Origin of the sequence: Duganella aceris (assembly GCF_011090165.1) — a bacterium.
In the GTDB taxonomy this organism is placed as follows: Bacteria; Pseudomonadota; Gammaproteobacteria; order Burkholderiales; family Burkholderiaceae_D; genus Rugamonas; species Rugamonas aceris.
The window spans coordinates 245,618-269,616 of record NZ_JAADJT010000011.1 but is presented as its reverse complement, the minus strand read 5'-3'; the positions used below and the strand labels follow the sequence as shown (position 1 = coordinate 269,616).

Below are 23,999 nucleotides of genomic sequence, written 5' to 3'. Positions count from 1 at the left end.
TTAGTATCGGTAATCCAGGCGTACGTCGACGGTGCGTGGATCGCTGGGCACCACCATGCCGAAGCTGTCGATGCTGATCGGATGGACTTTGTTTTCGATATTCTTCACGCGCGCCATCAGGCTCCATGCCGACCGCGTCGGCCGGTAGCGCAGCGTGGCGTCGCTTTCGGTGCGCGACGGGACGCGGTATTGCAGCAGCTGGGTCGGTACGGCGATGACGTAGGCCCCGCTCTTGCGCGCGCTCAGGCCGGCGGCCAGTTCGCCACGCGCCAGCTGGAAGGCATGCTCGTAACCCAGCGTCAGCGCGTGGCTTGGCGAGCGGTCCAGCTTATTTCCGGCCCAGGAGTACACGCCATCCGGGCTGTAGCTGACGTACCGCGCATCCAGCAGGGCCAACGCGTAGTGCAGGCGGTCCTGCGCGGTGGGCCGGACCTGGCCTTCGGCTTCGAGACCCTTGACCCGGGCGACGCCGGCGTTGTTGGTGACGAAGCGCGGTGCGCCTTGCACGATGGCGACGCCGGACAATTGCAGATTCTTGTAGTCGTAATGGAAAGCGGACAGGTTCAGGCTCGCCTTGTTGTCCCAGAAGCGGGTCTTGACGCCGGCTTCGTAGGAACGCAGCGTCTCCGGGCGATAAAACAGCGTGTCGGCCGGCACCGCCAGCGCGGCGGGGCAGCTCAGGCCCATTTGCACCGAGCCGGCCAGGCAGCCGTCATTGAAGCCGCCGGCCTTGTAGCCGGTGGCGACGGCGCCGTACAGTAGTGTCGACGGGGTGACGTCGTAGTCCGCGCCGAGGCGCCACGTGGACTGGTGCGTGCCCATCGCGGCGGCGTTGAGCAGCTTGAAATCGGTCGCCGGATTGAAGATGCTGGACTGCTGGAAGTTGGTTGAACCGACGCGCGACTTCTCGTCGTCGGTGTAGCGTGCGCCGGCGGTTGCGCGCAGCTTGTCGCTCAGGCGATAGGTGGCCTGGCCGAAGATCGCCTTGCTGGTGGCGATGGTCGGTCCGTGCGGGAACACATAATAGGGCGGCAGGCCAAGCGCGCCGAGATCGCGGAAACTGTACAGCTGCGACGACTCCTCGCGGAAGTAATACAGGCCGGCTTGCGCGCTCAAGGCGCCGCCGCCATTGCTGGCGATGCGCAGCTCGTGCGAATTCTGCGCGTAGTCGCCGCTGAAAGCTTGATGCACGCCCAGCGCGAATCCGGGCGCGACGCGGTAATAGAAATTGGACAGCGCGTCGTGATCGTAGCTGCGATGCGAGCCAAGATAGTACAGCGTGGCCGCGCCCAGGTTCCAGGACAGGTCGGCGCCGATGCCCGACGCGGTCTTGCGGCTGTAGCCTTGCTCCGGCGCGGAGTTCGGCGGCACGAAGCCGTTGGTCAGCTGGGCGCGGGTGTCGCCGCCGCGCCAGACCGGATTGCCGGTTGCGACGCCGCTATAGAAATTGGTGTCCGGGACGAAGCTGTCGTTGTTGTCATCGACTTTGCTATGTTCGTAGCGCAGCAGCAGCGTGGCGTCGGCGTCGATCTTCAGCTTCGCCGAGAGGCGCGCCGACAGGTCGTCGCGGTCCAGGCCCAGGGAGTAGGGCGTGCCCTGGCCGTTGCGCAGGTAGCTGTCATGGCGGTTGTATGCCAGCGCGGCGCGCAGCGCCAGGGCATCGTTGACCGGCACGTTGAGCATGGCGTCGGTTTTGCGGCTGCCATAGTTGCCGATCGCGGCGCCGGCCGCAGCCTCGAAGCGATTGGTCGGCGCGGCGGAGATCACGTTGATCGCCCCGGCCGTGGTGTTGCGGCCATACAGCGTGCCTTGCGGGCCGCGCAGCACTTCGACCCGCTCCAGGTCGTAGAAGCTCAGGTTCTGGATTTGCGGGCGGGCGATGTAGATCCCATCCAGCATGAACGCGGCGGACGGATCGCCTTTTTCGGTGGTGTCCGCGTTGGAGACGCCGCGTATGGTGATCCTCAGGCCGTCGGCGGCGTTGTCCAGTTCCAGGTTGGGGAGGCGCGCGGCGACGCCTGCGGGATTGTCGATGCCGGCGTCGGACAACTGCTGCGCCGACAACGTGGACATTGTCACCGGCGTTTTCGATTCGAGGGACGGCGCGCGTTGGGCCGTCACGGTAACTTCCTGTATTTGCGCGCGCGCGGAGCCAATCAACATCAACGACAACGAAACCGCCAGTAGTTTTGGTGCGCCTGGCGCCTGGTATTTCTTCATACGAGCTGCAGAGAAGGTGCGAGAGCTCGGAGTCTAACAGGTCGGATTAGATAAATATAGTTATAAAAATAACTATATGTGCAAAGAGATCATGAAAGAGCGGCCGGATTTCTCTGCCAGATGCTATAGCAAAGGCAGGTCGCGAAGCTCACCCAGGCGATGTAGGGAACCAACAACAAAGCGGCGATTTTGTCGTGCCGGCGGAATGCGACGATGGTGGCGGCGATCAGTACCCACAGCAGCAGGATCTCCGCAAACGCCCAGGCCCCGCGATGCCAGGCGAAGAACAGCCAGGTCCAGAGCGCGTTCACCGCCAACTGGACGACGTACAAGACAAGCACCGGCCTGGCATCGTCCGGCGGCGCCGTGCGCTGCACCCTCCAGGCCGCGATGGCCATCAACAGGTACAGCGTGGACCACGCGGGACCGAACAACCACGCCGGCGGCGCCCAAGCCGGTTGGTCGAGTTGCATGTAAAAGGCGCCGGCCTGCGCGGAGGCATACGCGCCGATGGCGGCGAACGCAAAAGTCAGCAGCAGCCAGCCGCCCAGCGAGGGCAATCGCAGCGGACGATGATGGCTGTCGGCATGTATGGACATGGCAATTCCTGTTGATTGAGTCAGGTCGCAGCATGCCCGCCGTGCGGCTGCGGGTCTGTGCGGCGGCGAACGCCACACCCAGGTCGGCTCCCCAGCAGGATCAGTCCGACGCGTCTGCGGCGCACGGGCCTATAGGCGCGCCGGCGGCTGGTTCGGATAATCGGCACAGCGGTCAGCGGGCCGCCAACTTGAAAGGGGGATGCGATGAATCTGATACTGTGGATTGTGATAGGCGGCATACTGGGCTGGCTCGCCAGCTTGGTCATGAAGACCGACGCCCAGCAAGGATTGGTGCTGAACGTGGTGGTCGGCATCGTCGGCGCCTTGCTGGCGGGGTGGTTCCTGGCGCCGGTGCTGGGCACCGGCACCATCAACATGGAGGACTTCAGCCTGGCGTCGCTGGGCGTGTCCTTCGTCGGCGCGCTGATCTTGTTGGCCATCGTCAACCTGTTCCGGCGCGGCCGGATACGCTAGGCCGGGACCAGCGTCTTTTTCTGGCGCAGCCGGTAGCCGATGCCGAGTACCGCCAGCCAGACCGGGATCAGGTAGACCGACAGTCTCAGGTCGGGCGTCATGTACATCACCGCCAGGATCCCGGCGAGGAAGGCCAGGCAAATGTAGTTGGTCAGCGGATAGCCAAGGCTGCGGAACAGCGTGGCCTGGCCGTCCGCTTTTTTCCGCGCGCGGAAGCGCAGATGGATCCAGCTGATCATGGCCCAGTTGATGATCAGCGCGGACACCACGAGTCCCATCAGGAAGCCGAACGCCTTGCCCGGCATGAAGTAGTTGACCACCACGCAAATGCCGGTCGCCAGCGCCGACACGCCCAACGCCGCCAGCGGCGCGCCGCCCTTGTTCAACTTCAGCAGCGCCTTCGGCGCATTGCCTTGCCTGGCGAGGCCGTACAGCATGCGGGTGTTGGAATAGACGCAGCTGTTGTACACCGACAGCGCCGCCGTCAGCACCACCGCGTTGAGCGCGTGCGCCACCAACTCGCTGTTCAGCGCATGGAAGATCAGCACGAACGGGCTGCCGCCGGTCACCACCTTCTGCCACGGATACAGCGACAACAGGATGCCGAGCGCGCCGATGTAGAAAATCAGGATGCGGTAGATGGCCTGGTTGGTGGCCTTCGGTATCGTGTGCGACGGGTTGTCCGCCTCGGCGGCGGTGATGCCGATCAGTTCCAGCCCGCCGAAGGAGAACATGATCACGGCCATCGCCATCACCAGCCCGCCGACGCCATTCGGGAAGAAGCCGCCGTGGCGCCACAGGTTGGCGACGCTGGCCTCGGGACCAGCGGCGCCGGAGAACAGCAGGTAGGCGCCGAACACGATCATGCCGACGATGGCCAGCACCTTGATGATGGCGAACCAGAATTCCATCTCGCCGAAGGCCTTGACGTTCGACAGGCTGATGGCGTTGATGATGACGAAGAAGCCCATCGCCGACATCCAGGTCGGGATCGCCGGCCACCAGTACTGCACGTAGATGCCGACCGCCGACAGCTCGGCCATGCTGACCAATACATACAGCACCCAGTAGTTCCAGCCCGCCATGAAGCCGGCCCAGTGGCCGCAGTATTTGTCGGCGAAGTAGCTGAAGGAGCCGGCGACCGGCTCGTCGACCACCATCTCGCCCAACTGGCGCATGATGAAGAAGGCGATCAGGCCGGCGACGCCGTAACCCAGAAGCACGGAAGGCCCGGCCATCTGGATCGTCTGCGCGATGCCGAGGAAAAGGCCGGTGCCGATCGCACCGCCCAGCGCGATCAGCTGGATATGCCGGTTTTTCAAACCGCGCTTCAATTCACTCATCTGGTTCCCGGTGGGGTTATGAAAGATGGCCTCGATTCTCGCACAACTCAGTCTTCGTGGGCAGGGAGGGGAGTGAACTTATAGTCGGCGCGCGCGTATTCCCGGCCGCGCTTGACCGTCAATACAACAGAACGCACGTTGGCGATATCGGCGAGTGGATCGCGCTGAAGGAAAACCATGTTGGCCGCCTTGCCAGCGACCAGCGTGCCGAATTCGCGCTGCATTCCCAATGCCTCGGCGGCGTTGGCGGTGGCGGCGGTAATCGCCTGCTGCGGCGTGAAGCCGGCGTACTTGACCAGCTTTTCCAGTTCGCCGTCCAGCACCGGATACGGATCGTCGCCGGTGTTGTCGGTGTCGGTGCCGGCGATGATCTTCACGCCGGCCGCATGCATGGCGCGGGTGATGTCGCCGGCCAGGTCGATGTGGCAATGCTTGCCGTCGGTCTTGTAGACGCTCAGCGTGGCGTCCATGATGGTGCCGGATTTGACCAGCGCGGCGATGTACTTCCTGATGCCCGGGTCGTCGGCGGTCAGGCCTTCATACGACGGCTCGCCGCCGTGGCCATAGGCCGACTTGCCGGCCTCGCGCACGTGGCGCGCGATCATGCAGACGTGCGAGACGGCGGTGGCGCCCAGCGAATCGTAGGGCGTGGCCGGGTAGACCTGCATGTGGGTCCAGACCGGGAAATGCTGGCTGTTGGCCTCCGCGATCAGCTTGCGCACCAGGGGGCCGGGCAGGTTGGCGTAGATCTTCAGGCCGGTGGCGCCGGTGCCGCGCGCCTGCGCCACCGCCAGCGGCAGCCTGGTCTTGTCGTCGACCGCGTACAACCATGGCACGGCGCCGGGTTGCGTGCCGAGCGCCGCTACCACCGTGCGCGGATCCTTGAAGAAGCTCGGGCCGGCCACCAGCGAGGCGTAGAAAATATCCGGCGACGGGATGCGGTTCAGCAGCGCTTCGCGCGACAAGCCGGCCAGTTCGCGGGCGTCGCCGGCCATGTCGCGCACGCCGGTGACGCCGCCGTAGATATTGCGCCTCAGCTCCGCTTCGGCGTAGGGGCGGTCTGGATTGGTGGCGTAGTGGACGTGGGAGTCGATCAGTCCCGGCAGCACGTACTGGCCGCCGACGTCGACGACGCGGGCGCCGGCCTTTTGCGCGTCGCTCAGTTGCGCGCTCGGCACGACGGCTTCGATGCGGTCGTCGCTGACGATGATGCTCATGTCGGCGCGCGGCGCGGCGGCGGTGCCGTCGATCAGCGTGGCGCCGCGATAGATCACACGGCCCAGCGCCTTGCCGGACGATTTATCCAGGCGTGCTTGCTGGGTATTGGCTTTGGGTTTTTCCTCATCGGCGGCATGGGCGGTGGCGTGGAGGGCGGCGAGGGCGAGGGCGATCGCGGTGTACTTCTTGAAAGTCATCTTAGCTCCATACTCCGCCGGCCACGCGCAGGAAATTCTTGCCGAGGATTTTTTCGATACGACCGCTGGAGTGGCCGCGCTTGGCCAGCAGGTCGGCCAGTTTCCAGAACTTGTCCTTGCCCATCAGGTCGGGCAGGAAGGGGACGATGTCGGGGCGTTCGCCGGGAGCGCTGATGCCGGCGGCGCGGCGCTGGCGCACTTCCTCCTCCAGCCCTTTCATGTAGGCAGGCATGTCGTCGATCTGGGTCACGGTGCCGTCGGTGCCGATGCCGACGTGGTCCTCGCCGCAGACCTTGATGGCGTGTTCGATGTGGGCGATCAGGTCGTCCGCCGTCGGCTGCCGGCCCACTGCCAGGAAGGGCATGAAATAGATGCCGACGAAGCCGCCCTTGTCGGCGACCAGCTTCAGCTCCTTGTCGGTCTTGTTGCGCGGCAGGTCCGCGATGGCGCGGCAACCGGTGTGGGTAATGGCGATCGGCTGGGTCGACGCGGCGGCGGCGTCAAGGCAGATCTGCTCGCCGCTGTGGCTCAGGTCCACCAGCACCCGGTTGCGGTTCAACTCGGCCACCACCTCGCGGCCGAAAGGCGTCAGGCCCTTGTTGGACGCGGCCATCGAACCGTCGCCCAGTTGATTGGGGCCGTTGTAGGTCAGTTGTATGACGCGGATGCCGGCCTTGGCGAAGGTCTCGACGCGGCGCGCGTCGTCGCCCATCATCGCCGCGTTCTGGAAGCCGAGGACGACGCCGATGCGGCCGTCGTCGCGCGCGCGCAGGATGTCGGCGCCGCTGCGCACCAGCAGCAGGGCGTCGGCGCGCTGGGCGATATAGGCGTTCCAGGCGCGGGTCTCGGCGACGGTTTTTTCGTAGGGATCGCCGGCGCCGAAGACGTAACCGATGGTCATGTTGAAGGCGGTCAGGCCGGAGGCTTTGGCGTCGGCCAGCGAGCGGGCATCGATGCCGAAGCCATCGTCATCGCGGCGTGTGAAAGGCAGGTTGGCGTTGTCGATGCCGCCCAGGGCGTCGATGATCATCGGGCGGCGCTTGCGCGGGTTGGCGTCGTCGGCGGCGAAGGCGGGCAGACCAAGCGCGGCCAGGCCAAGGCCGGCGGCGCTGTGCAGGAAGATGCGGCGGTCGGTCATGGTCATCCTTATTTTTTGACTGGCGCGTAGGCCATGCATTCGACTTCGATCTCGCCGCCCAGCGCCAGGCCGTTGGCGCCGAGCGCACTGCGCGCGGGCAGGCGGCCCGGCTTGAAGTAGGTGACGTAGACCTTGTTGAAGTCCTCCCATTTGGACATGTCGGCGATCATGATGGTGCACTTGACGACGTTGTCCATGCCGAGGTTCATGCCTTTGAGGACGCCGGCGATATTGTCCATCGCCTGGCGCGACTGGGCTTCGAAGCCTTTGACCAGGCCATTCGGCCCGGTGCCCAGCTGACCGGAGAGGAAAACAAAATCGCCGGTGCGCACCGCCAGCGAGAACGGGCGACCGGGGGGATTGCCCTGGTTGTAGAACTCCTGCGCGCTGGCGGCGCCGGCGCAGGCCAGCAAGGCGAATGCGGCGGTCCATTTGTTCAAGCATTTGCGTGTCATGACTATCCCTCTCTTGGATGGTGGCGATAAATTATAGGCGGCGGCTCAAATTAGTGTAAACAGTTTGTTTAAAAAATGAGAAAATAGCAGGGTTAATCAACAAATTGTTAAAATAGTTTATGTCGGCAGTCAAGCGTAAAGGCGATGTGGGTATCTCGGATGCCGTGGCGGCGGAGCGGGCGGCGGTGATCAACGCGCTGCGTCCGATCGTGCCGATGCTGGCGGCGATGGCGGGGCCGCATCTGGAGGTGGTGCTGCACGATGTGGGCAAGCCTGAGAACTCGGTGATCGCCATCGGCAACGGACATGTCTCGGGTCGGGGCATCGGCAGCTCGGTACTGGAAGGACCGCAGAACGACAAGGGATTCGAGGCCGCGACCCGGCTTAAATCGAGCGAAGGCGCGGTGCATAGTTTGGTGGAGGACTACATCACGGTGACGGGCAGCGGGCGGCAATTGAAGTCGGCGTCGGCGATCTTTCGCGACTCATCCGGCGAGCCGTTTGCGACGTTGTGTCTAAACGCCGATGTCTCCGGTTTTCAGCTGGCGCACGGCTGGCTGGAACAGATGCTGAAGCCGGTGACGCAAGCCATGACGCCCGCCGTGACAGGCGCGCCGGAGATGGATACGCTGATGCGCGAGATTATCGATGCCGCTGTCGCGGTACGGGGCGGCACGGCGGTTTCGATGAAGCGCGAGGACAAGATCCGCGCGGTCGGCGAGATGCAGCGGCGCGGTCTGTTCATCGTCAAAGGCGGCGTGGAGCGCGCCGCCGCCGCGCTCGGTGTTTCACGCTTCACGATCTATAACTACATGGAGCGGATCAAGCGCGGGCAGGTCTGACCCGTTATTTCTGCGCCTGTTGCGCGCGTTCGCGCATCGCCGCCTTGCGCAGGTCGTTCGCCTGGATCTGCGCGATCTGCTGCTCCATCATCTGGATGATTTGCTGCAAATCCTGGATCTGCTTCATCAGCATCTTCCTTTCCTCCGGATCGGTAACTTCCTGCAGCTGTTTTTGCAGCGCCGTCAGCTGTTTGCGCAGGCCTTTGATCTGCGTCTGTATCCGTGAAATCAAATTCTGCGAGCCGACATTGTCGGTGCCGCCGCGCATGCCGCCGCTAATCCCCGATAGCATAAAGCCTCCATATTCAATACCTTACATGGTAAGCTATTGCTAGTGATTTGTGGTAACAAAATGTTTTTTCGCCAAGGTGTTGCTACGTAGACGCAATACGTAATACCCGCATTCCTTTTATAAGAAAAATGGTTATGCTTGCACCTTTTTGAAAACAGACTGAATGATGACTCCAAGGAAACCAGCGCTCGCCGTCGTTTCGGGCGCGCCTTCGGCCAACGTCGCTTTCGCCGAATCTCCTCTGGGACGCGTGCTCGCCGCCATGATGGCCGACGGCTCCGCATCGTACAGCCGCATCGCCGAATACCTGATGCGCAACCCCATGCGCGTCGCCGCGCTGAAGATCGACGAGATGGCCGAAGGCTGCCGCGTCTCCACCGCGACCATCAGCCGCTTCGCGCGCGACATCGGGTTCTCCACCTACGCCTCAATGCGCAGCGCGGTCGCCGAGACGCTGCACTCGGCGCTTCAACCGGTCGACAAGCTGCGCCACACCATCGAACACCGCGACGATTTGACCAGCCCCGGCGACGAGAGCATGGAGTACGCCGCCGTCAACATCGCCGCGACCCGCAATTCGCTGCCGCAGCCGGAACTCGATCAGGTGGTGCGCAAGCTGAGCGCCGCGCGCACCGTGTACGTGCTGGGCTTCGGCATCTCGTCGTACCTGGCGGGTCTGATGACGCTGCACCTGCAACCGTTCTGCGCCCACGTGGTGGAGGTGGCGGGGCCGGGCGGCACCGAGGTCGCGGCCGGACACCTGGTCAACATCGGACCGCAGGACGTGCTGGTGGTGATGTCCTTCCCGCGCTATGCGCTCGACGTGATCCGGCTGGCGCAGTTCGCGCGCAGCCACGACGCCTGCGTGGTCGCCATCACCGATGTGCCGACCGCGCCGATGGTGGAGCTGTCCGACCACGTGCTGTACGCCAGCAGCGGCCACGCCGTCCTGCCGAGCAGCGCCACCGCCGCCGTCGCGGTGATCGAGGCGCTGGTGATGTCGCTGATGGTGTCCAACAAGGACAACGTCGAGAAGGCGGCGCGCCTGAGCAAGGCGGTAGCCTCCTACCTGATCGCCCCCGGCGACGGCAAGCCCGCCCGCAAGCTGGCCAGGTAAACGCGTAAACTGTTTAGCGGATCGACTAAACATCCACGTCCGAGTGGGGAATAGATTGACCGCCGGGTGGCTTGGGGCTATAAAGTCGCATCGTCCTTGTCCCAGGTGTTGAATGAACGCGACTAAATTTATCCCCGCCGGCGCGCTGGCGCTGGTTCTGGCCTTCCCGGCGACGCATGCCATCGCTCAAACCACGCCCGCTGCGGCGGTCGATGTCTTCATCGGCACCGGCGGCGACGGCCATACCTTCCCGGGCGCGACGCGTCCATTCGGTATGGTGCAGCTCAGCCCCGACACGCAGGTGCGGCCGTTCCGCCAGAGTTATCCCTGGGCGTCCGGCTACCGCTATGACGACGACAGCATCCTCGGCTTCTCGCACACCCACTTCTCCGGCAGCGGCCACTCCGACCTGGGCGACGTGCTGTTGATGCCTTACAGCGGCGAGACCAAGCTGGAGCCGGGTTATCCCGAGCGCCCGTTCAGCGGCTACCGCTCGCGCTTCAAGCATTCCGACGAACGTGCGGAGCCGGGCTACTACTCGGTCAAGCTGCTGGACAACGAGGTCGATGTCGAACTGACCGCCAGCGAGCGCGTCGGCCTGCATCGCTATCGCTACGCGGCGGGCGCGCCGGCCAAGGTGATCCTCGACCTGCGCAGCAGCATCTACGATTACAAAGCCAAGAACCTGTGGTCGCGCCTGCGCGTGCGCGACAACACGCTGATCACCGGCATGCGCGAGACGCGCGGCTGGGCAGCCGGCCGCCAGTTGTACTTCGCGATCTCGTTCTCCAAGCCGCTGGTGTCGCGCCAGCTGCGCAATATGGAGCTGGACGTCGAATACAAAGGCTTCGCCGGTCCGGGCAGCGGCCCGGGCGACAAGGCCGTGGTCGAAGGCAAGGCGCTGGTCGGCGCGCTGGAATTCGGCGTGCCGTCGGACGGCGAACTGGAAGTCAAGGTGGCGATATCCGCCGTCAGCGAAGAGGGCGCGATCGCCAACCTCGGCGAGATGCCTGGCTGGGACTTCAACGCCGAACGCGTGAAGGCCACGGCCGCATGGAACGAAGCGCTGGGCGCCGTCGCCATTGAAGCCGCGCCGGACATGCGCAAGATGGTCTACACCTCGCTGTACCACAGCATGCTCGCGCCTAGCCTGTTCATGGACCGCGACGGCCGTTATCGTGGCCCGGACAATGAGGTGCATCAGGCCAAGGGCTTCCGCTATCACTCGACGTTCTCGCTGTGGGACACCTACCGCGCGCTGCATCCCTTGCTGACGCTGATCCAGCCGGAGCAACGCAACGTCGACTTCGTGCGCTCGCTGATCGAATCGCAGAAGGCCAGCCCATACGGCATCCTGCCGGTGTGGCAGTTCCACGGTCTGGAGACCTGGTGCATGATCGGCTACCACGCGGTGCCGGTGATCGCCGACGCCTACATGAAGGGCCTGACAGGCTTCGACGCGGAAGAAGCGTTGAAGGCCATGACCAGCAGCGCGGAGTACGGTCCTTACGGCGGCTTGCAGCACTATATGAAGCTCGGTTACGTGCCGATCGACCTGGAGCCGGAAGCGGCGTCGAAGACGGTGGAATATGCGTTCGACGACTGGACCATCGCACGCATGGCCGAGAAGATGGGCAAGAAGGACATCGCCGCGCGTTACTACAAGCGGGCGCAGAACTATCGCAACTCCTTCGATACCAAGACCGGCTTCCTGCGGGCGAAGACGTCGGCCGGCCAGTTCCGCGAGCCGTTCGATCCGGTGCTGTCCAACTTCGGCAGCGACTACACCGAGGGCAGCGCGTGGCAGTATTCCTGGTATATGCCGCATGATAACGCTGGCTTGATCAGTATGCTGGGCGGCGATATGGGCCTGCAAAACAAGATCGACATGATGTTCGATGCGAAGGTGGACGAGAAGGTCTATGCGCACATGGAGGACATCTCCGGTCTAATCGGCCACTACGCGCATGGCAACGAGCCGTCGCACCACGTCGCGTACCTGTACAACTACGCAGGCGCGCCTTGGAAGACGCAGAAGCGCCTGACCCAGGTGGTGGCGTCGCAGTACAACACGACGCCGGCTGGTTTGTCGGGTAATGACGATCTGGGTCAGATGTCGGCGTGGCTGGCTTTCACGGCGCTGGGCTTCTACCCTGTGGCGCCGGGCAGCAACGAGTATGTGATCGGCCGTCCGTTCCTGGACAAGGCGGTGATGAATCTGCCGAACGGCAAACGCTTCACGATCCGCGCCGTTGGTTTGAGCGCCGAGAACACCTACGTCGCCGGCGTGACCTTGAACGGCAAGCCGCTGGCGCAGACCTTCCTGCGCCATGACCAGATCACCGCCGGTGGCGAGCTGGTATTCACCATGTCCAACCAGCCGAACACCGACTGGGGCAAGGCCGCAACCGCGCGTCCTTATACGCAGACTGCGTATTAAGCCATAAACAGGGCCGCCCGCTGTGGCGGCCCTGCAAGCTACGGTCCGGCGTAGAATGGGGTTCCAAGATAGGAGCCCGCCATGTCCCGGAAAATCCCCAAGCGCCCGCTAAGATATTCGATCAACGTCACGATTGACGGCTGCTGCGATCACGAGCCCATGACCACGGACGAGGAATTGCATCGTTACTGGACTGAGCGCCTGGCGCAGGCCGACGCCCTCATCTTTGGCCGCGTGACCTACGAAATGATGGAGTCGGCGTGGCGAGAGCCCGCGCGCACCGGCGTCAAGCCCGATTGGATGACGGAATGGATGCAGCCTTTTGGCCGCATGATCGATCTCGCGAAGAAGTACGTGGTGTCGAGCACCCTGGAGCAGGTCGACTGGAACGCGGAGCTGATACGCGGTGACCTGGCCGAGACCATTCAGCAGCTCAGGCAAGAGCCGGGCAGGGGGCTGTTCGTTGGTGGCGTCAAGCTGCCACTGGCGTTGGCGGCGCTTGGATTAATCGACGAGTACGAATTCGTGGTCCATCCCAAGGTGGCCGGCCACGGACCGACCTTGTTTGCGGGCCTACCCCAGCATCTCGACTTGAAGTTTGTGGGCCAGTTTAAGTTCGGCTCCGGCGCGGTGGCGCTGCGGTACGAGCCAACAAGATAGCAAGCGGATCGACGTGGGAATTGGTGATTTTTTCCATATTGAAGAAATGCCACTATTGGCATTTCGGCGTAGCCAATGACAGACTGCTGTAACGAACCACAATTTTCCTTGCCGGAGTTGGTGCCAATGCATTTGGATGAATCATTTTTGCAGGAAATTTCGAATTTGGATGGTGAGGAATGTTGGGGCGTCACAGGTGGCTCCGGTACGGGATCCGTGATATCGCTGGACATTGGAAAGAAAACGGCCAGGGCCAAGCCAGTTAGGAATGCCCATTTGACGGAGCTGGTCAGGTGCTACGAAAGCGCATATAGTCTGTTGCTCTATTGTCCGTGGAGAATGGAGTCCAAATCAAAAGTGCTCTCCGGCAGCCACATGTCGAACGAGAACGATGGCCCGATGGTTCGCGGTCTGGAATTCATCCGTGGGAAAAAAATCGAAACGGTGACGTGCGCGCGGCCCGCGTTCGACCTGCGAATTGAATTCGAAGGTGAGCTCTCTCTTGTCATTCATTGCAGCTTGATCGGTATGGATGCAGATGAGTGTTATGTGTTTAAAGGAAAACTTGGCTGGTATTCAGTAGGCTTCGATGGCAGGTTATCTTTAGAGAACGCGGAAACATGAGGAACTGGCCGCGATGTTCTGATTCAGCGCTTTCGACCGATGCAATGCAGTTTTGAAACAGCGTTTAGCTGTGGGAATTTGTGATTTTTCTATCTTGGTGAAATGCTATCATGGCCTTCCAGACCGAATTCCGGCTCACCGTCGAGTTTCTTCGTTAAGGAAACAATGCAGCGTACTATCTTTCGATGCTTATTCACTGCGGCACTCCTGTGCTCGGGATGTAGCACGCCTGTGAAAATGAGTCCTGCCCACCTTGCATCGATCGGCGTAACCGGCGGCACAACGTATTGGGCGGCACAACAGAGTTTGGCGCGTCAGGGCTATCGCTGTTTCGTCAGCGGAGAGAAGCGGGAGAATTTCGACTGCACGAAGTCCGAGGGATTTTTTCCGACATGTCTCTTACGCATCGGATTTAAAGCCAACGATCAGAACGCCATATCAGACCTCCGCGTTTCTGATCCAGTATGTATTGGAACCCCTTAACATATGAATTTCGAATGGCATGGCGTAGAAATATCGCGAGCAACCGAAGTCACCCTATAGAAATGATATGATGAAGCTACGGGAAAGATTTTTTAAAGGAAGACATTTTTGGCTTCAGGTAATGTTTTTTGGAATCGTAACTTGGTGCGTTATCGTGTTTTTCTACGGGCTGATAATGTACACAGATGCGCCATACAAACTTTGCATAGATGGGCCGTACTGCGGCAAGACAGGTAAATTGCATTCGTATGCAACGTATGAGAATTGGAAGCGCTGGGAGGTAATACTCTTTGTTTGTTGGCCATTTGGCATTTTGGCCTCGTATGGTCTAAAGCGATTACGGAAGGTGTGAGCGAGACAGCTTGGCCGGCTACATAGGCGGCATAGCGCGGCAACAACCATACGGAGCTGGGTTTGCGCCGCACTCGTTCCGCCATTGCCTGCATTGAGAGAATCCCGACGCAGACCCGCATCTTCGACCAAAACCGCTGCCTTCAGCAACTCGCACCGCTGACCAATCGCTAGGCCGATTATTCTTTAAACTAAATCAGCAAACAGCGGAGCTTTCGTAGAAGAAAGAAAACCTTTGCACAGAACGTAATTGTTATCAGTGATAAAGCAGAACCCGAGTTCGAAAGAGTTATCGGGAAAGGCCCTTGTGCGTCATCGTGAGAGATTCCACTAGCAACGAGGTATTGGGAGGCGCTGTCGGTAGAACTTCTCTTGGGCTTGCATTTTTGGATCTGTTTCATTTGCCGAGTTCTTTTCGCGGCTCCGGATTAGGAACAAAAATCCTTCATGCATTCGAAGAGGAGGCGCGCCAGCGAGGTTGCAGTTCGGCGGTGCTCTACACAATCAGCTTCCAGGCGCCTGGATTTTATGAAAAAAATGGTTGGGCAAGGTTTGGCGAAATAGCTTCCGAGCGAGAAGGCATCAGCCGCATATTCATGACCAAGAAGTTGTAGCACTCAGGGCTCGGTCTTTCGGCTGCACGCGGACCTTGTCTCAATCGATTCCTTCATCGAAAATTTTGGCCCCTTTATGCATATCATTCTCCCGATCATCCTGCTGTTGTCCGTATCGAGCTCGGTCATGGCTGGGGCAGGCGCGGATCAATCCTCTTCCGAACCTGCTCAGCAAGTGACTGTGGCGGGTACCAAAGATCCCGACTGGAAACGGTACCGGAAAATGCTGGACGGTATGGATGCATTCGACCACTACCATTCCCTGGCGCCTCAAGCCGACTTGAAATTCATTTTACGCCCACAGCAGCCTGGCCTCGCAACCACCGATCTCAAACTTCGCATCGTGGGCGATAGTGCAAGTATCGAGATCCCAATCGCGGCGGACTCCACGTTCTCGGTGCCCCGCGACGAGTCCGCAGCCAAGGATGATGCCGACCTCCGACTCAGCACTAAGAAGGGCTTGTTCCGCTGGCGTCCGGATATCCACACTGCTGGACTTCCTGTCGGAACACGGCGGTTGGGTGATCTGCGCCTGGAATGCGAGGTGAGATGGGCCGTGGACAAGTTTGACGCTTCGTTTATTAAGCTGGCCTATCTCGTTCCCTTAGGCGGGGTTTGTCATACCTCCAGAAGCCGGGTTTTTTACTCGACGGCCTCTCCCATAACGGGCGCAACGCTGGTCTCAGGTTCCCGCCGTGAAAAGTTGCCCGTCGAGCGTTTGGATGAAAAAGACCGTACGCGTTATGCACCACCGCTGCATGATCAAAGCTGGCCGGATGACACGCTGGTGGAATTTGAACTCGCGACGCCGAATAACACCGCCGCAGACGGTAATTCGGCGAATTGAATCTGGTGTAGTCGCAGTTGTGCAAAAAATTCAGCGATATCCAGGCTGAGGTCGAACAAAATTTCGCCGATATCGAAATTCCGGATTGCCGGCTGATGTCGGTCAGGTTGCGGATTCGGATTCAACCGGTCGTTAAAAATGGAATTTTATGAAAAAAAATTTTCACGCATTGATATGAGAAATTACGAGGCTACGTGAAAGATGGCGTGTCGGTATCTATCGTTCAAAAGAGCAAGGAAATTAAGTCGACGGTAGCAGATGTCTATCAAGTTAGCGAGAGCTCGGAATTTTTCATTAGTGAAAATGGGAAAAGTAGAATATTTAGAGTTTTGATAAATAGTAACTGCTCTCCGTAAGACTGACTGACTTCAGTTGCGGAAGCCGACGTCCCGCTTTAGCGGTGGCAGACAAAATCTGTCGTGCCTTATTCACTGATCTTCACAGCATCCATCCGTAAGGGAATCCATAACGCCATACGTTCAGTAGCTCGCCGGAGTTTTCGATGCCGACGATTTGCATGATCTTGGTCAGGTACATGAGCAACTGGTCGCGGTCTTCGGATTCTGCGCTGTCGACCGACGCCAGTGCGGTTTTGAATTCGCGCAGCACTGTTGAGCGTTGTGGGCGTGTTAGCAGTTCTGCCCGCAACGACGCGATCACTTTGTCCACAGTCGCCTGGGCTTCGGCCCGCGCGGTTTCGGTCCGGGCGCCGACGTAGAAGGTGCCGATGTCTTCGTCGAATTTGCGCTCGGCTTTTAGCTTTTCCGCCGCTCCAGCATTTGCGGCGTCACCGCCAGCTTGTGATCGGCCAGGTAGGTCGGCCAGATGTAGAAGGTCAGTCCGGTAACGCCGGAGAGGATGATGGCCGCTATCCCCAGCGCCAGATATTTCAGTATTTTTGCGACGATCAAGTGGCGCTCGCGAAGGTGAGGCGGTTGCCGGCGGCGTCTTTTACCGTCATTTCGCGGCCGCCCCAGGGTGGGCTTTCGATGCCGGGCTTGGCGTATTTGTAGTTCTTGGCGGTCAGCTCGGCGTGGTAAGCGTCAATGTCGTCGCAGGCGATGCGAATGGCGCCGCCGGGACTGCAGTCGCCGTGATGTTCGCTCAGGTGCAGTACGCAGTCGCCTCGCGATACGCCCATGTACAGCGGGGCGTTCGGTTCGAAGCGGTGCTCCCAGTCGATCGTGAAGCCGAGGAAGTCGATATAGAATTCGCGCGCTTTCGCTTCGTCGAAGCTGCGCAGGATGGGCGTGATTTGTCCGAGAGTCATAGCGAGATCTTTCTTAAACCTTGCGGCGTTTGGATGTGTGCCACCAGTTGCGCCTGGTCGCCGAGTCGGCATTCGATGCGCTCGTCCTTCAGGCCGATGGAGGCGAGCAGGGCGGCAATGCGCGATGGCGTTGGATGCAATATCTCCAGCCTGGTCAGCGAGAGTCCGTGATCGGTCATTCCGGTGGCTGGATGCGGATTCGCGTCCCATTCGATCAGCGCCGGGGCGACGCCGTCGATGCCGACCGAGCCGTCGGCGGGAATCGTGATCAGCCAGTTGCGCGTGCCGCGTGACATCGGCTCGATCCGGCCCAGGTCTTCGGTGCTGGCGGCGGCTGCGGCGTGGATGTCGGCGGTGCTGATGACCCAGGTGCTGAGCTTGGCCGGCCCATCGGGCGCCATGCGGTCCAGCGCGAACCAGCGCGGACGGTCCGGCGTGGGCGCGTCGGGATTGGCTGCGATCACTTCCAGGAACAGGTCATCGCCCAGCCGCAACAGTAGGTTGTGCGTACCCATGCGCGGATGTTCTCCGCCGGTTTGTGGTGCGACGCCTAGCGCGCCATAGACAAACGCCGCGCCGGCTTCCAGCGTCGGCGCGGTGACGGTGATGTGATCGATGCGGGTCACCGGGCCTGTGCCCAGTTGCATGTCGATCTCCTAAAGTAGATGATCAGGCAACTGTAGCACAGCGTTGTCGATCAGTACACCTCAGGGACGATGATCTCGGACGGCACCGGGCGGCGCACGTAGTCGTCGTGGTATTCGCGCTCCGGCAGCTGGATCGCGGGGTGTTCGACTTCCACATACGGCATCTGTTCCAGCAAATGGTGGATGCAGTTCAAGCGCGCTTTCTTCTTGTCCACGCCTTGCACCACCCACCACGGCGCTTCGGGAATGTGGGTGCGCTCCAGCATGACTTCTTTGGCGCGCGTGTATTCTTCCCAGCGGCGGCGCGATTCGAGGTCCATCGGGCTCAGCTTCCACTGTTTCAGCGGATCATGAATGCGGCCCAGGAAGCGTGCGTTCTGCTCTTCGTCGGAGATCGAGAACCAGTATTTGATCAGCTGGATGCCGGAGCGGGCCAGCATGCGTTCGAATTCCGGCACGGTCTGGAAGAATTCTTCGTACTGGTCGTCGGTGCAGAAGCCCATCACGCGTTCGACGCCGGCGCGGTTGTACCAGCTGCGGTCGAACAGCACGATTTCGCCGGCGGCCGGCAGGTGCGAGACGTAGCGCTGGAAATACCATTGCGTGCGTTCGCGGTTGTTCGGCGCGGGCAGGGCGGCGACGCGGCAGACGCGCGGATTCAGCCGTTGCACGATGCGCTTGATGACGCCGCCCTTGCCGGCGGCGTCGCGGCCTTCGAACAGGATCACGACTTTGTGGCCGGTGTGGACCACCCAATCCTGGAGTTTGACCAGCTCGGCTTGCAGGCGGAACAGTTCGCGGAAGTACAGCCGGCGCTCTTCCTTGGCGGCGGCGCTGCGCTCGGTGACGATGACTTGCTGGGTGAGTGGATCGATCTCGCGGTCCTCCAGTTCCATCTCCAGTTCTTCGTCGTAGCTGTCGGTCAGCTCGCGCTGGACGCGGTCCAGTAAATCCTGCTCGTTCAAATTCACGCAATACTCCTCAGCTTGTGATGCAAGTCAGTCTACCCGCGCAATATGACGTTGCCATGACTTGGTGTTACTTTCACAAATTTCTTGCTTTTGTACGTGCAGTCGCGCATGCGCGGCCGCATTGAGACGGCACAGACCAAGTTCGGCGTCAGTTCCGATCGCCTCGGCGCGTTGGTGCGGAGCGAGAAGGCCAAGCAGCTCTATGCCGGCTACTGTTGGGCGCCACCGTGCTGGCGGTCATTGCCGCCGTCGGCCTGGCGTGGACGATTATGCGTTCGATCACCGGACCCATCAACGACGCGGTGGCGGTGGCGCAAACCGTGGCATCCGGCGATCTGACCAGCACCATCGAAGTCAAGGGCCGCGACGAAGTCAGCCAGTTGTTGACCGCGCTGAAGGCGATGACCGCAAGCCTGGCCTCCATTGTCAGCGAGGTGCGCGCTGGGACCCGAGACCATCAGCACCGCGTCGCGACAGATCGCGAGCGGCAATCAGGATTTGTCATCGCGGAACGAAGAGCAAGCCAGTTCGCTGGAGGAAACCGCGTCTTCAATGGAGGAGTTGACCTCGACCGTCAAGCAGAGCGCGGACAATGCGCGCCAGTCCAATGTGCTGGCCAACTCGGCGTCGGAAGTGGCGGTGCGCGGCGGCGCCGTGGCGGCGTAGGTGGTCGCGTCGGAAGTGCGCAATCTGGCGCAGCGTTCGGCCTCGGCCGCCAAGGAGATCAAGGCGCTGATCGGTAACTCTGCGGAGAAAGTGGGCGCCGGCGCCAAGCTGGTCGATCAAGCCGTTTCACAGATGGATCTGGTGACGCCGCAGAACGCGGCGCTGGTGGAGGAGGCTGCCGCAGCTGCCGAGTCGATGCAGGACCAGGCGGTCAGCCTGGCGCTGGTGGTGGATGCGTTCAACATCGACATTCATTTTGTCTCCCGGCGTGTACTGATTTGTGCGCCTGAGTCACTAGTGTGCGCTGCTACACATAAGGAAATATTGGATGGCGTAAAGTTACATGGTGGTTTGGGAATACATTACCAGGATGAAGAATATGGAAAAGCTGCGGTTGGAAAGACGTGTTTCGCAACAAGCCAATTTTCGATCCAGCTCTTGCACACGGGGCGCGAACGCCGTGCCGCGACTCTCGTTCGATACAGCCTATGCTTGCGCACGCGGGCCGTTGTTCGCGCAAGCATACCGCGTGACGAAGGATAGGAAAGCTGCCGAAGAAGTGGTTCAGGAAGTGTTCTTGTATGCATGGCTGAATTCCGAAAGCTACAACGAAGAGCGCAGCAGCGTGCTCACGTGGCTCAGCATGCTATGCCGCAGCCGGGCCATCGATTATTTGCGTGCACATGCAACCCAGCATCGCGTCGAGATCAATACCTTAAGTGCCGATGAATTTGAATCAGCCGACTTGTCGCCTGCCCATGCCTGCGAAGCCGCGCGACGCAGTATCGCGCTGAAAGAAGCGATGATCGGCCTTTCCCCGGTGCAGCGGGAAGCCATCGTGTTGAGCTATTACGCCGAACTTTCGCACGACGAAATCGCCTCTCAGATGGATCTTCCCATTGGCACAGTGAAAACACATATCAGGCGCGGCAAGCAGGGCATGTCGGCCAATGCGGCACTCAAGGATTGACGCTCGGCTGTGGGTACAGTCGACGGACCTGTCCGAACAGCCGCGTCAGGCCCAGCAGGGCGTCGATGTTGGGCGTGGCGACTTGCAACCGCAGGCCGATCTCGCGCACGGCGGCGACCAGCGCGTCCAGCTCCAGCATGCGGCCGGCTTCGGCGTCCTGTAGCATCGAGCTCTTGAAGGCGCCCAGCTTGCGCGTGACCAGGTGGCGTTGTTCCGGAGTCTCGGCGATGCCGCAGCCGATGCGCTCGCCGATCACGGCCGCTTCGCGCATCGCGGCGCGGCAGAATTCGGCCACCAGTTCGTCGTCGAGGATGCGGTCGGCGGTGGCGCCGGTGATGGCTGACACTGGATTCAGCGTCATATTCCCCCACAGCTTGTACCAGATGTCGTAGCGCACATCGGCCGAGACGGTGACGTCGAAGCCGCCGGCGCGTAGCAGGGCGCCCAGCTGTTGCGCCCGCGCCGAGTCGCCGCCGGCCGGTTCGCCGATGATCAGGCGGTTGCCCATGTTGTGCGCGACCAGGCCCGGCTCCGGCGTCGAGGTGCTGGCGTGCACCACGCAGCCCAGCACTTGTCCGTAGGGCAGCGCCGCCGCGATCACGCCGCCGGCGTCGACGCTGGCCAGCGGCTCGTCGCCGATGGCGGCCACACCACGACCGAACCACCACGGCACGCCGTTCATGGCCGGCAGGATGATCGTTTCCGGTCCGATCAGCGGTGCGATTTGCTGCGCGACTGCGGCCAGCGCCTGTCCCTTGACGGCGATGATGAGGACGTCTTGCAGGCCGAGTTCGGTGGCGTTGTCGCTGGCGCGGGCCGGGGCGCTGGTCAGCACGCCGCCTTGCTCAAGCCGCCAGCCGTGCTTGCGCAGCGCGGCCAGCGTGGCGCCGCGTGCGTAGGCGCTGAGGTCGCAGGCCTGGGCCGCAGCCAGCCGCGTGCCGATGAAGCCGCCGATGGCGCCGGCGCCGATGATGCATACTTTCATGGATTTACTCGAAGGCGGGGTCAGTTCCGGCAACGTGCCATTTACGGAATAAATTCCGTAAATGGCACGTTGCCGGAACTGACCCCGGTTTTTAGTCGCGGATTTCCAGGCGACGGTTCAGGCTCAGCGCGGCCAGCGAGCATAGCGCGCCGGACAGCAGGTACAGGCCGGCGTACGCCAGGCCGAAGTGGGCCGAGACGCCCAGCGCGACCAGCGGTGCGAAACCGGCGCCGACCAGCCATGCCAGATCCGACGTCAACGCCGCGCCGGTGTAGCGGAAGCGCTGTTCGAACTGCGACGTCACGGCGCCGGCGGCCTGGCCGTACGACAGACCCAGCAGCGAGAAGCCCAGCAGGATGAACGTATCCTGGCCCATTTCGCCACCATTGATCAGCATCGGCACGAAGGCGCTGAATACCGCGATCAGGATGGCCAGCGTGCCCAGCGTGCGGCGACGGCCGATCTTGTCGGCCACCAGGCCGGAGATGATGACGCAGATCGCCATCAAGGTCACACCCACCATCTGCACTTGCAGGAAGCCGGCGATCGAGCGCGGCGAATACAGGCTGATCCACGACAACGGGAACACCGTGACCAGGTGGAACAGCGCGTAGCTGGCCAGGGCGGCCAGCGCGCCGATCAGCACGTTGCGGCCCTGGTTGCGCATCAGCTCGAAGACGCTGACCGGCTCCAGCTGACGCTCATCCAGCAGATGCGAGTATTCGGTGGTGGTCACCAGGCGCAGACGGGCGAACAGCGCGACCACGTTGATGGCGAAGGCCACATAGAACGGATAGCGCCAGCCCCATTCGAGGAAGTCGAGCGAGGTCAGGTTGGCCAGCAGGTAGGCGAACAGGCCGGCGGCGATCATGAAGCCGATCGGCGCGCCCAGCTGGCCCAGCATCGCGTACCAGCCGCGCTTGTTCTCCGGCGCGTTCAGCGCCAGCAGCGACGGCAGGCCGTCCCACGAGCCGCCCTGGGCGATCCCTTGACCAATCCGCAACAGCGACAGGATCACGATCGAGGTGGTCCCCAATGTGGCATAGTCCGGAAGGAAGGCGATACCGGCGGTGGATACGCCCATAATCAACAGGGCCAGCGTCAGCTTGGCTTCCCTTGTGAAATGGTGTTGAACTGCCATAAATGCGACAGTCCCGATCGGTCGTGCAATAAACGCAAGCGAGAAGATCGCAAAGGCGTATAGTGTCCCGTCCAGCCGGCTCTCATATGGGAAGAAAACCGACGGGAAAACCAGCGCCGAAGCGATGGCGTAGACAAAGAAGTCGAAGTATTCGGAGGCGCGTCCAATGACGACGCCGATGGCAATCTCACCCGGGGAGATGTGCCCGTCCCTGGCGTTGATGTTGCGTGCGCCCTGGCTGGTTTGAGGATGTTCATGGACGCCAGCCTGGACGCCCGTCAGTGTAGTCGTGTTAGCCATAGTCTCTGTCTCGCATTGATTAATTATTATCACGTGTACCATCCCCGCCGGGTAGGACAAAGTGTCCAATGGCAAGAACAGTTCGTAATAGGTACAGTAGCATGTTATCCATATTCTGTAACGTACATTACCGCATGATTCCTCCTATCGCTCGTCGTGGACTCTTCCTCGCACCGTTGTTGTGGCTTACCGGCTGCAACACGGTCGTGTTGAACCCGTCCGGAGATATCGCAGCCCAGCAGGCACACCTTGTTGTTGTGTCAACCTTGCTGATGCTGTTGATTATCGTACCCGTTATGTTTTTGATCTGTCTGTTCGCTTGGCGCTATAGGAGGTCAAATACTTCGGCCGAATATACGCCCGACTGGGATCACTCCACCAAGCTCGAGCTGTTGATTTGGGGCGCTCCGCTGCTGATCATCATCGTGCTGGGCCTGATCACCTGGATCTACACCCACCTGCTGGACCCGTACCGTCCGCTGAGCCGCATCGACGAACACCGTCCGGTCGTGGCCGGCATCAAGCCGCTGGAAGTGCAAGTGGTGTCGATGGACTGGAAGTGGATGTTCATCTATCCGGAGCAGGGCATCGCCACCGTCAACGAGCTGGTGACCCCGATCGACGTGCCGGTCGTGTTCAAGATGACCTCGTCGAGCGTGATGAACGCGTTCTATATTCCTGCGCTGGCCGGCATGGTCTACACCATGCCAGGCATGGAGACGCAGCTGAACGCGGTGATGAACAAGGTGGGCGTGTACGACGGCTTCTCGTCGAACTACAGCGGCGCCGGCTTCTCGGACATGAAGTTCAAGTACCACGGTGTGTCGCAAGCCGACTTCGACGCCTGGGTGGCCAAGACCCGCGCCGGCGGCGCGCTGACCCGCGCCGAGTTCCAGGCGCTGGACAAGCCGACCATCAAGCATCCGATCATGCACTTCGGCAGCGTCGACAAAGGCCTGTACGACCTGGTGCTGAACCGTTGCGTGGCGGAAGGCTCGGTCTGCATGAACCACATGATGCACCAGGACGCCAAACGCAATGAAGCGGCCGCAGCGGTGAAAGCCCTGCCGAAAGACGTCTGCGAGACCGACGTCGCCACCGCAGCCACCGCACAACCTACCCGTAAAGAATGACC

General features: G+C 61.3%; 24 protein-coding genes and 1 pseudogene. 11 read left to right on the top strand and 14 right to left on the bottom strand.

From position 1 onward, the window contains the following. Positions 1-2,121 (bottom strand): TonB-dependent receptor, encoded by a 2,121-nt coding sequence (locus GW587_RS23555; protein ID WP_371875640.1) that lies wholly within the window; start codon positions 2,119-2,121, stop codon positions 1-3. 188 nt (positions 2,122-2,309) lie between these two features. Beyond that, positions 2,310-2,819 carry a TspO/MBR family protein gene (locus tag GW587_RS23550; protein WP_166107183.1) on the bottom strand — a complete coding sequence of 170 codons (510 nt, stop codon included), beginning with the start codon at positions 2,817-2,819 and terminating at the stop codon, positions 2,310-2,312. 204 nt (positions 2,820-3,023) lie between these two features. On the opposite strand from GW587_RS23550, the gene GW587_RS23545 reads away from it, so the two are divergent. Beyond that, positions 3,024-3,293, top strand: coding sequence for a GlsB/YeaQ/YmgE family stress response membrane protein (locus GW587_RS23545; RefSeq protein WP_166107181.1), 270 nt, complete (start codon positions 3,024-3,026; stop codon positions 3,291-3,293). Here the strand turns inward: GW587_RS23545 and GW587_RS23540 are convergent. Genes GW587_RS23540 through GW587_RS23525 form a run of 4 tightly spaced genes read right to left on the bottom strand, consistent with a single transcriptional unit; the run spans position 3,290 to position 7,644 of the window. Further along, complete coding sequence (locus GW587_RS23540; protein WP_166107180.1) at positions 3,290-4,636, bottom strand: amino acid permease; 1,347 nt, start codon at positions 4,634-4,636, stop codon at positions 3,290-3,292. The two genes, GW587_RS23545 and GW587_RS23540, sit on opposite strands and share 4 nt — an antisense overlap. 47 nt (positions 4,637-4,683) lie before the next feature. Further along, positions 4,684-6,051 carry an amidohydrolase family protein gene (locus GW587_RS23535; protein ID WP_166107178.1) on the bottom strand — a complete coding sequence of 456 codons (1,368 nt, stop codon included), beginning with the start codon at positions 6,049-6,051 and terminating at the stop codon, positions 4,684-4,686. Position 6,052: 1 nt separating this feature from the next. Further along, the gene (locus GW587_RS23530; RefSeq protein WP_166107177.1) at positions 6,053-7,189 is read right to left on the bottom strand and encodes a dipeptidase; all 1,137 of its coding nucleotides are present in this window, start codon (positions 7,187-7,189) and stop codon (positions 6,053-6,055) included. An 8-nt stretch (positions 7,190-7,197) separates the two neighbouring features. Further along, the gene (locus GW587_RS23525) at positions 7,198-7,644 is read right to left on the bottom strand and encodes a RidA family protein (protein ID WP_166107175.1); all 447 of its coding nucleotides are present in this window, start codon (positions 7,642-7,644) and stop codon (positions 7,198-7,200) included. Positions 7,645-7,763: 119 nt separating this feature from the next. Here GW587_RS23525 and GW587_RS23520 point away from each other — a divergent pair, with 119 nt between their 5' ends. After that, positions 7,764-8,486: a helix-turn-helix transcriptional regulator gene (locus tag GW587_RS23520; protein ID WP_166107173.1), complete on the top strand. Its 723-nt coding sequence runs from the start codon at positions 7,764-7,766 to the stop codon at positions 8,484-8,486. 4 nt (positions 8,487-8,490) lie between these two features. Here GW587_RS23520 and GW587_RS23515 read toward each other — a convergent pair whose 3' ends face one another. After that, positions 8,491-8,778 (bottom strand): FlxA-like family protein, encoded by a 288-nt coding sequence (locus GW587_RS23515; RefSeq protein WP_166107171.1) that lies wholly within the window; start codon positions 8,776-8,778, stop codon positions 8,491-8,493. Positions 8,779-8,941: 163 nt separating this feature from the next. Between GW587_RS23515 and GW587_RS23510 the strand changes: the two genes are divergently transcribed. The 6 genes from GW587_RS23510 to GW587_RS23485 all read left to right on the top strand — a co-directional run bounded on the left by GW587_RS23510 (position 8,942) and on the right by GW587_RS23485 (position 15,914). After that, entirely contained in the window at positions 8,942-9,895 is a 954-nt protein-coding gene (locus GW587_RS23510) for a MurR/RpiR family transcriptional regulator (RefSeq protein ID WP_229259611.1), read from the top strand. 112 nt (positions 9,896-10,007) lie between these two features. Further along, a complete protein-coding gene (locus tag GW587_RS23505; protein WP_166107169.1) occupies positions 10,008-12,335 on the top strand; it encodes a GH92 family glycosyl hydrolase in 2,328 nt (775 codons plus the stop codon). 81 nt (positions 12,336-12,416) lie between these two features. Next, positions 12,417-12,995: a dihydrofolate reductase family protein gene (locus GW587_RS23500; protein WP_166107167.1), complete on the top strand. Its 579-nt coding sequence runs from the start codon at positions 12,417-12,419 to the stop codon at positions 12,993-12,995. A gap of 126 nt (positions 12,996-13,121) precedes the next feature. Next, positions 13,122-13,619 carry a hypothetical protein gene (locus tag GW587_RS23495; protein WP_166107165.1) on the top strand — a complete coding sequence of 166 codons (498 nt, stop codon included), beginning with the start codon at positions 13,122-13,124 and terminating at the stop codon, positions 13,617-13,619. Between the two features lie 1,139 nt (positions 13,620-14,758). Next, positions 14,759-15,067: a GNAT family N-acetyltransferase gene (locus GW587_RS23490; protein WP_166107163.1), complete on the top strand. Its 309-nt coding sequence runs from the start codon at positions 14,759-14,761 to the stop codon at positions 15,065-15,067. 76 nt (positions 15,068-15,143) lie between these two features. Beyond that, positions 15,144-15,914: a hypothetical protein gene (locus GW587_RS23485; RefSeq protein WP_166107161.1), complete on the top strand. Its 771-nt coding sequence runs from the start codon at positions 15,144-15,146 to the stop codon at positions 15,912-15,914. Between the two features lie 438 nt (positions 15,915-16,352). Here the strand turns inward: GW587_RS23485 and GW587_RS23480 are convergent, their stop codons facing one another. The 5 genes from GW587_RS23480 to ppk2 are packed head-to-tail and all read right to left on the bottom strand — an operon-like array spanning position 16,353 to position 18,727. Continuing rightward, complete coding sequence (locus tag GW587_RS23480) at positions 16,353-16,643, bottom strand: DUF4844 domain-containing protein (RefSeq protein ID WP_371875645.1); 291 nt, start codon at positions 16,641-16,643, stop codon at positions 16,353-16,355. A gap of 26 nt (positions 16,644-16,669) precedes the next feature. Continuing rightward, positions 16,670-16,825 (bottom strand): hypothetical protein, encoded by a 156-nt coding sequence (locus GW587_RS31080; RefSeq protein WP_207393612.1) that lies wholly within the window; start codon positions 16,823-16,825, stop codon positions 16,670-16,672. Further along, entirely contained in the window at positions 16,822-17,184 is a 363-nt protein-coding gene (locus tag GW587_RS23475) for a glyoxalase superfamily protein (RefSeq protein ID WP_166107159.1), read from the bottom strand. The genes GW587_RS31080 and GW587_RS23475 overlap by 4 nt, the downstream gene beginning before the upstream one ends. Beyond that, the gene (locus GW587_RS23470; RefSeq protein WP_166107157.1) at positions 17,181-17,831 is read right to left on the bottom strand and encodes a VOC family protein; all 651 of its coding nucleotides are present in this window, start codon (positions 17,829-17,831) and stop codon (positions 17,181-17,183) included. The genes GW587_RS23475 and GW587_RS23470 overlap by 4 nt, the downstream gene beginning before the upstream one ends. A gap of 50 nt (positions 17,832-17,881) precedes the next feature. Next, a complete protein-coding gene (gene ppk2 / locus GW587_RS23465) occupies positions 17,882-18,727 on the bottom strand; it encodes a polyphosphate kinase 2 (protein ID WP_371875644.1) in 846 nt (281 codons plus the stop codon). A 284-nt stretch (positions 18,728-19,011) separates the two neighbouring features. Here ppk2 and GW587_RS23460 point away from each other — a divergent pair. Both GW587_RS23460 and GW587_RS23455 read left to right on the top strand, forming a co-directional pair. After that, positions 19,012-19,717 (top strand): annotated as a pseudogene (locus GW587_RS23460) (HAMP domain-containing protein); the annotation flags it as partial. Positions 19,718-19,997: 280 nt separating this feature from the next. Next, complete coding sequence (locus GW587_RS23455) at positions 19,998-20,438, top strand: RNA polymerase sigma factor (protein WP_166107155.1); 441 nt, start codon at positions 19,998-20,000, stop codon at positions 20,436-20,438. Here the strand turns inward: GW587_RS23455 and GW587_RS23450 are convergent. Both GW587_RS23450 and GW587_RS23445 read right to left on the bottom strand, forming a co-directional pair. Beyond that, on the bottom strand, positions 20,428-21,423 hold the full coding sequence (locus GW587_RS23450; RefSeq protein ID WP_166107154.1) for a 2-dehydropantoate 2-reductase: 996 nt from the start codon (positions 21,421-21,423) through the stop codon (positions 20,428-20,430). The two genes, GW587_RS23455 and GW587_RS23450, sit on opposite strands and share 11 nt — an antisense overlap. 91 nt (positions 21,424-21,514) lie before the next feature. Next, a complete protein-coding gene (locus GW587_RS23445; RefSeq protein ID WP_166107152.1) occupies positions 21,515-22,864 on the bottom strand; it encodes an MFS transporter in 1,350 nt (449 codons plus the stop codon). A gap of 134 nt (positions 22,865-22,998) precedes the next feature. Here GW587_RS23445 and cyoA point away from each other — a divergent pair, with 134 nt between their 5' ends. Then, on the top strand, positions 22,999-23,997 hold the full coding sequence (gene cyoA / locus GW587_RS23440; protein ID WP_166107151.1) for a ubiquinol oxidase subunit II: 999 nt from the start codon (positions 22,999-23,001) through the stop codon (positions 23,995-23,997). The last annotated feature ends 2 nt before the right edge of the window (positions 23,998-23,999 follow it).

Excerpts from the sequence above, each read along its gene's own strand:
- GW587_RS23550 (WP_166107183.1), bottom strand. The coding sequence starts at position 2,819 with ATGTCCATACATGCCGACAGCCATCATCGTCCGCTGCGATTGCCCTCG.
- GW587_RS23545 (WP_166107181.1), top strand. The coding sequence starts at position 3,024 with ATGAATCTGATACTGTGGATTGTGATAGGCGGCATACTGGGCTGGCTC.
- GW587_RS23540 (WP_166107180.1), bottom strand. The coding sequence starts at position 4,636 with ATGAGTGAATTGAAGCGCGGTTTGAAAAACCGGCATATCCAGCTGATC.
- GW587_RS23535 (WP_166107178.1), bottom strand. The coding sequence starts at position 6,051 with ATGACTTTCAAGAAGTACACCGCGATCGCCCTCGCCCTCGCCGCCCTC.
- GW587_RS23530 (WP_166107177.1), bottom strand. The coding sequence starts at position 7,189 with ATGACCGACCGCCGCATCTTCCTGCACAGCGCCGCCGGCCTTGGCCTG.
- GW587_RS23525 (WP_166107175.1), bottom strand. The coding sequence starts at position 7,644 with ATGACACGCAAATGCTTGAACAAATGGACCGCCGCATTCGCCTTGCTG.
- GW587_RS23520 (WP_166107173.1), top strand. The coding sequence starts at position 7,764 with ATGTCGGCAGTCAAGCGTAAAGGCGATGTGGGTATCTCGGATGCCGTG.
- GW587_RS23515 (WP_166107171.1), bottom strand. The coding sequence starts at position 8,778 with ATGCTATCGGGGATTAGCGGCGGCATGCGCGGCGGCACCGACAATGTC.
- GW587_RS23510 (WP_229259611.1), top strand. The coding sequence starts at position 8,942 with ATGATGACTCCAAGGAAACCAGCGCTCGCCGTCGTTTCGGGCGCGCCT.
- GW587_RS23505 (WP_166107169.1), top strand. The coding sequence starts at position 10,008 with ATGAACGCGACTAAATTTATCCCCGCCGGCGCGCTGGCGCTGGTTCTG.
- GW587_RS23500 (WP_166107167.1), top strand. The coding sequence starts at position 12,417 with ATGTCCCGGAAAATCCCCAAGCGCCCGCTAAGATATTCGATCAACGTC.
- GW587_RS23495 (WP_166107165.1), top strand. The coding sequence starts at position 13,122 with ATGCATTTGGATGAATCATTTTTGCAGGAAATTTCGAATTTGGATGGT.
- GW587_RS23485 (WP_166107161.1), top strand. The coding sequence starts at position 15,144 with ATGCATATCATTCTCCCGATCATCCTGCTGTTGTCCGTATCGAGCTCG.
- GW587_RS23475 (WP_166107159.1), bottom strand. The coding sequence starts at position 17,184 with ATGACTCTCGGACAAATCACGCCCATCCTGCGCAGCTTCGACGAAGCG.
- GW587_RS23470 (WP_166107157.1), bottom strand. The coding sequence starts at position 17,831 with ATGCAACTGGGCACAGGCCCGGTGACCCGCATCGATCACATCACCGTC.
- ppk2 (WP_371875644.1), bottom strand. The coding sequence starts at position 18,727 with ATGGAACTGGAGGACCGCGAGATCGATCCACTCACCCAGCAAGTCATC.
- GW587_RS23450 (WP_166107154.1), bottom strand. The coding sequence starts at position 21,423 with ATGAAAGTATGCATCATCGGCGCCGGCGCCATCGGCGGCTTCATCGGC.
- GW587_RS23445 (WP_166107152.1), bottom strand. The coding sequence starts at position 22,864 with ATGGCTAACACGACTACACTGACGGGCGTCCAGGCTGGCGTCCATGAA.
- cyoA (WP_166107151.1), top strand. The coding sequence starts at position 22,999 with ATGATTCCTCCTATCGCTCGTCGTGGACTCTTCCTCGCACCGTTGTTG.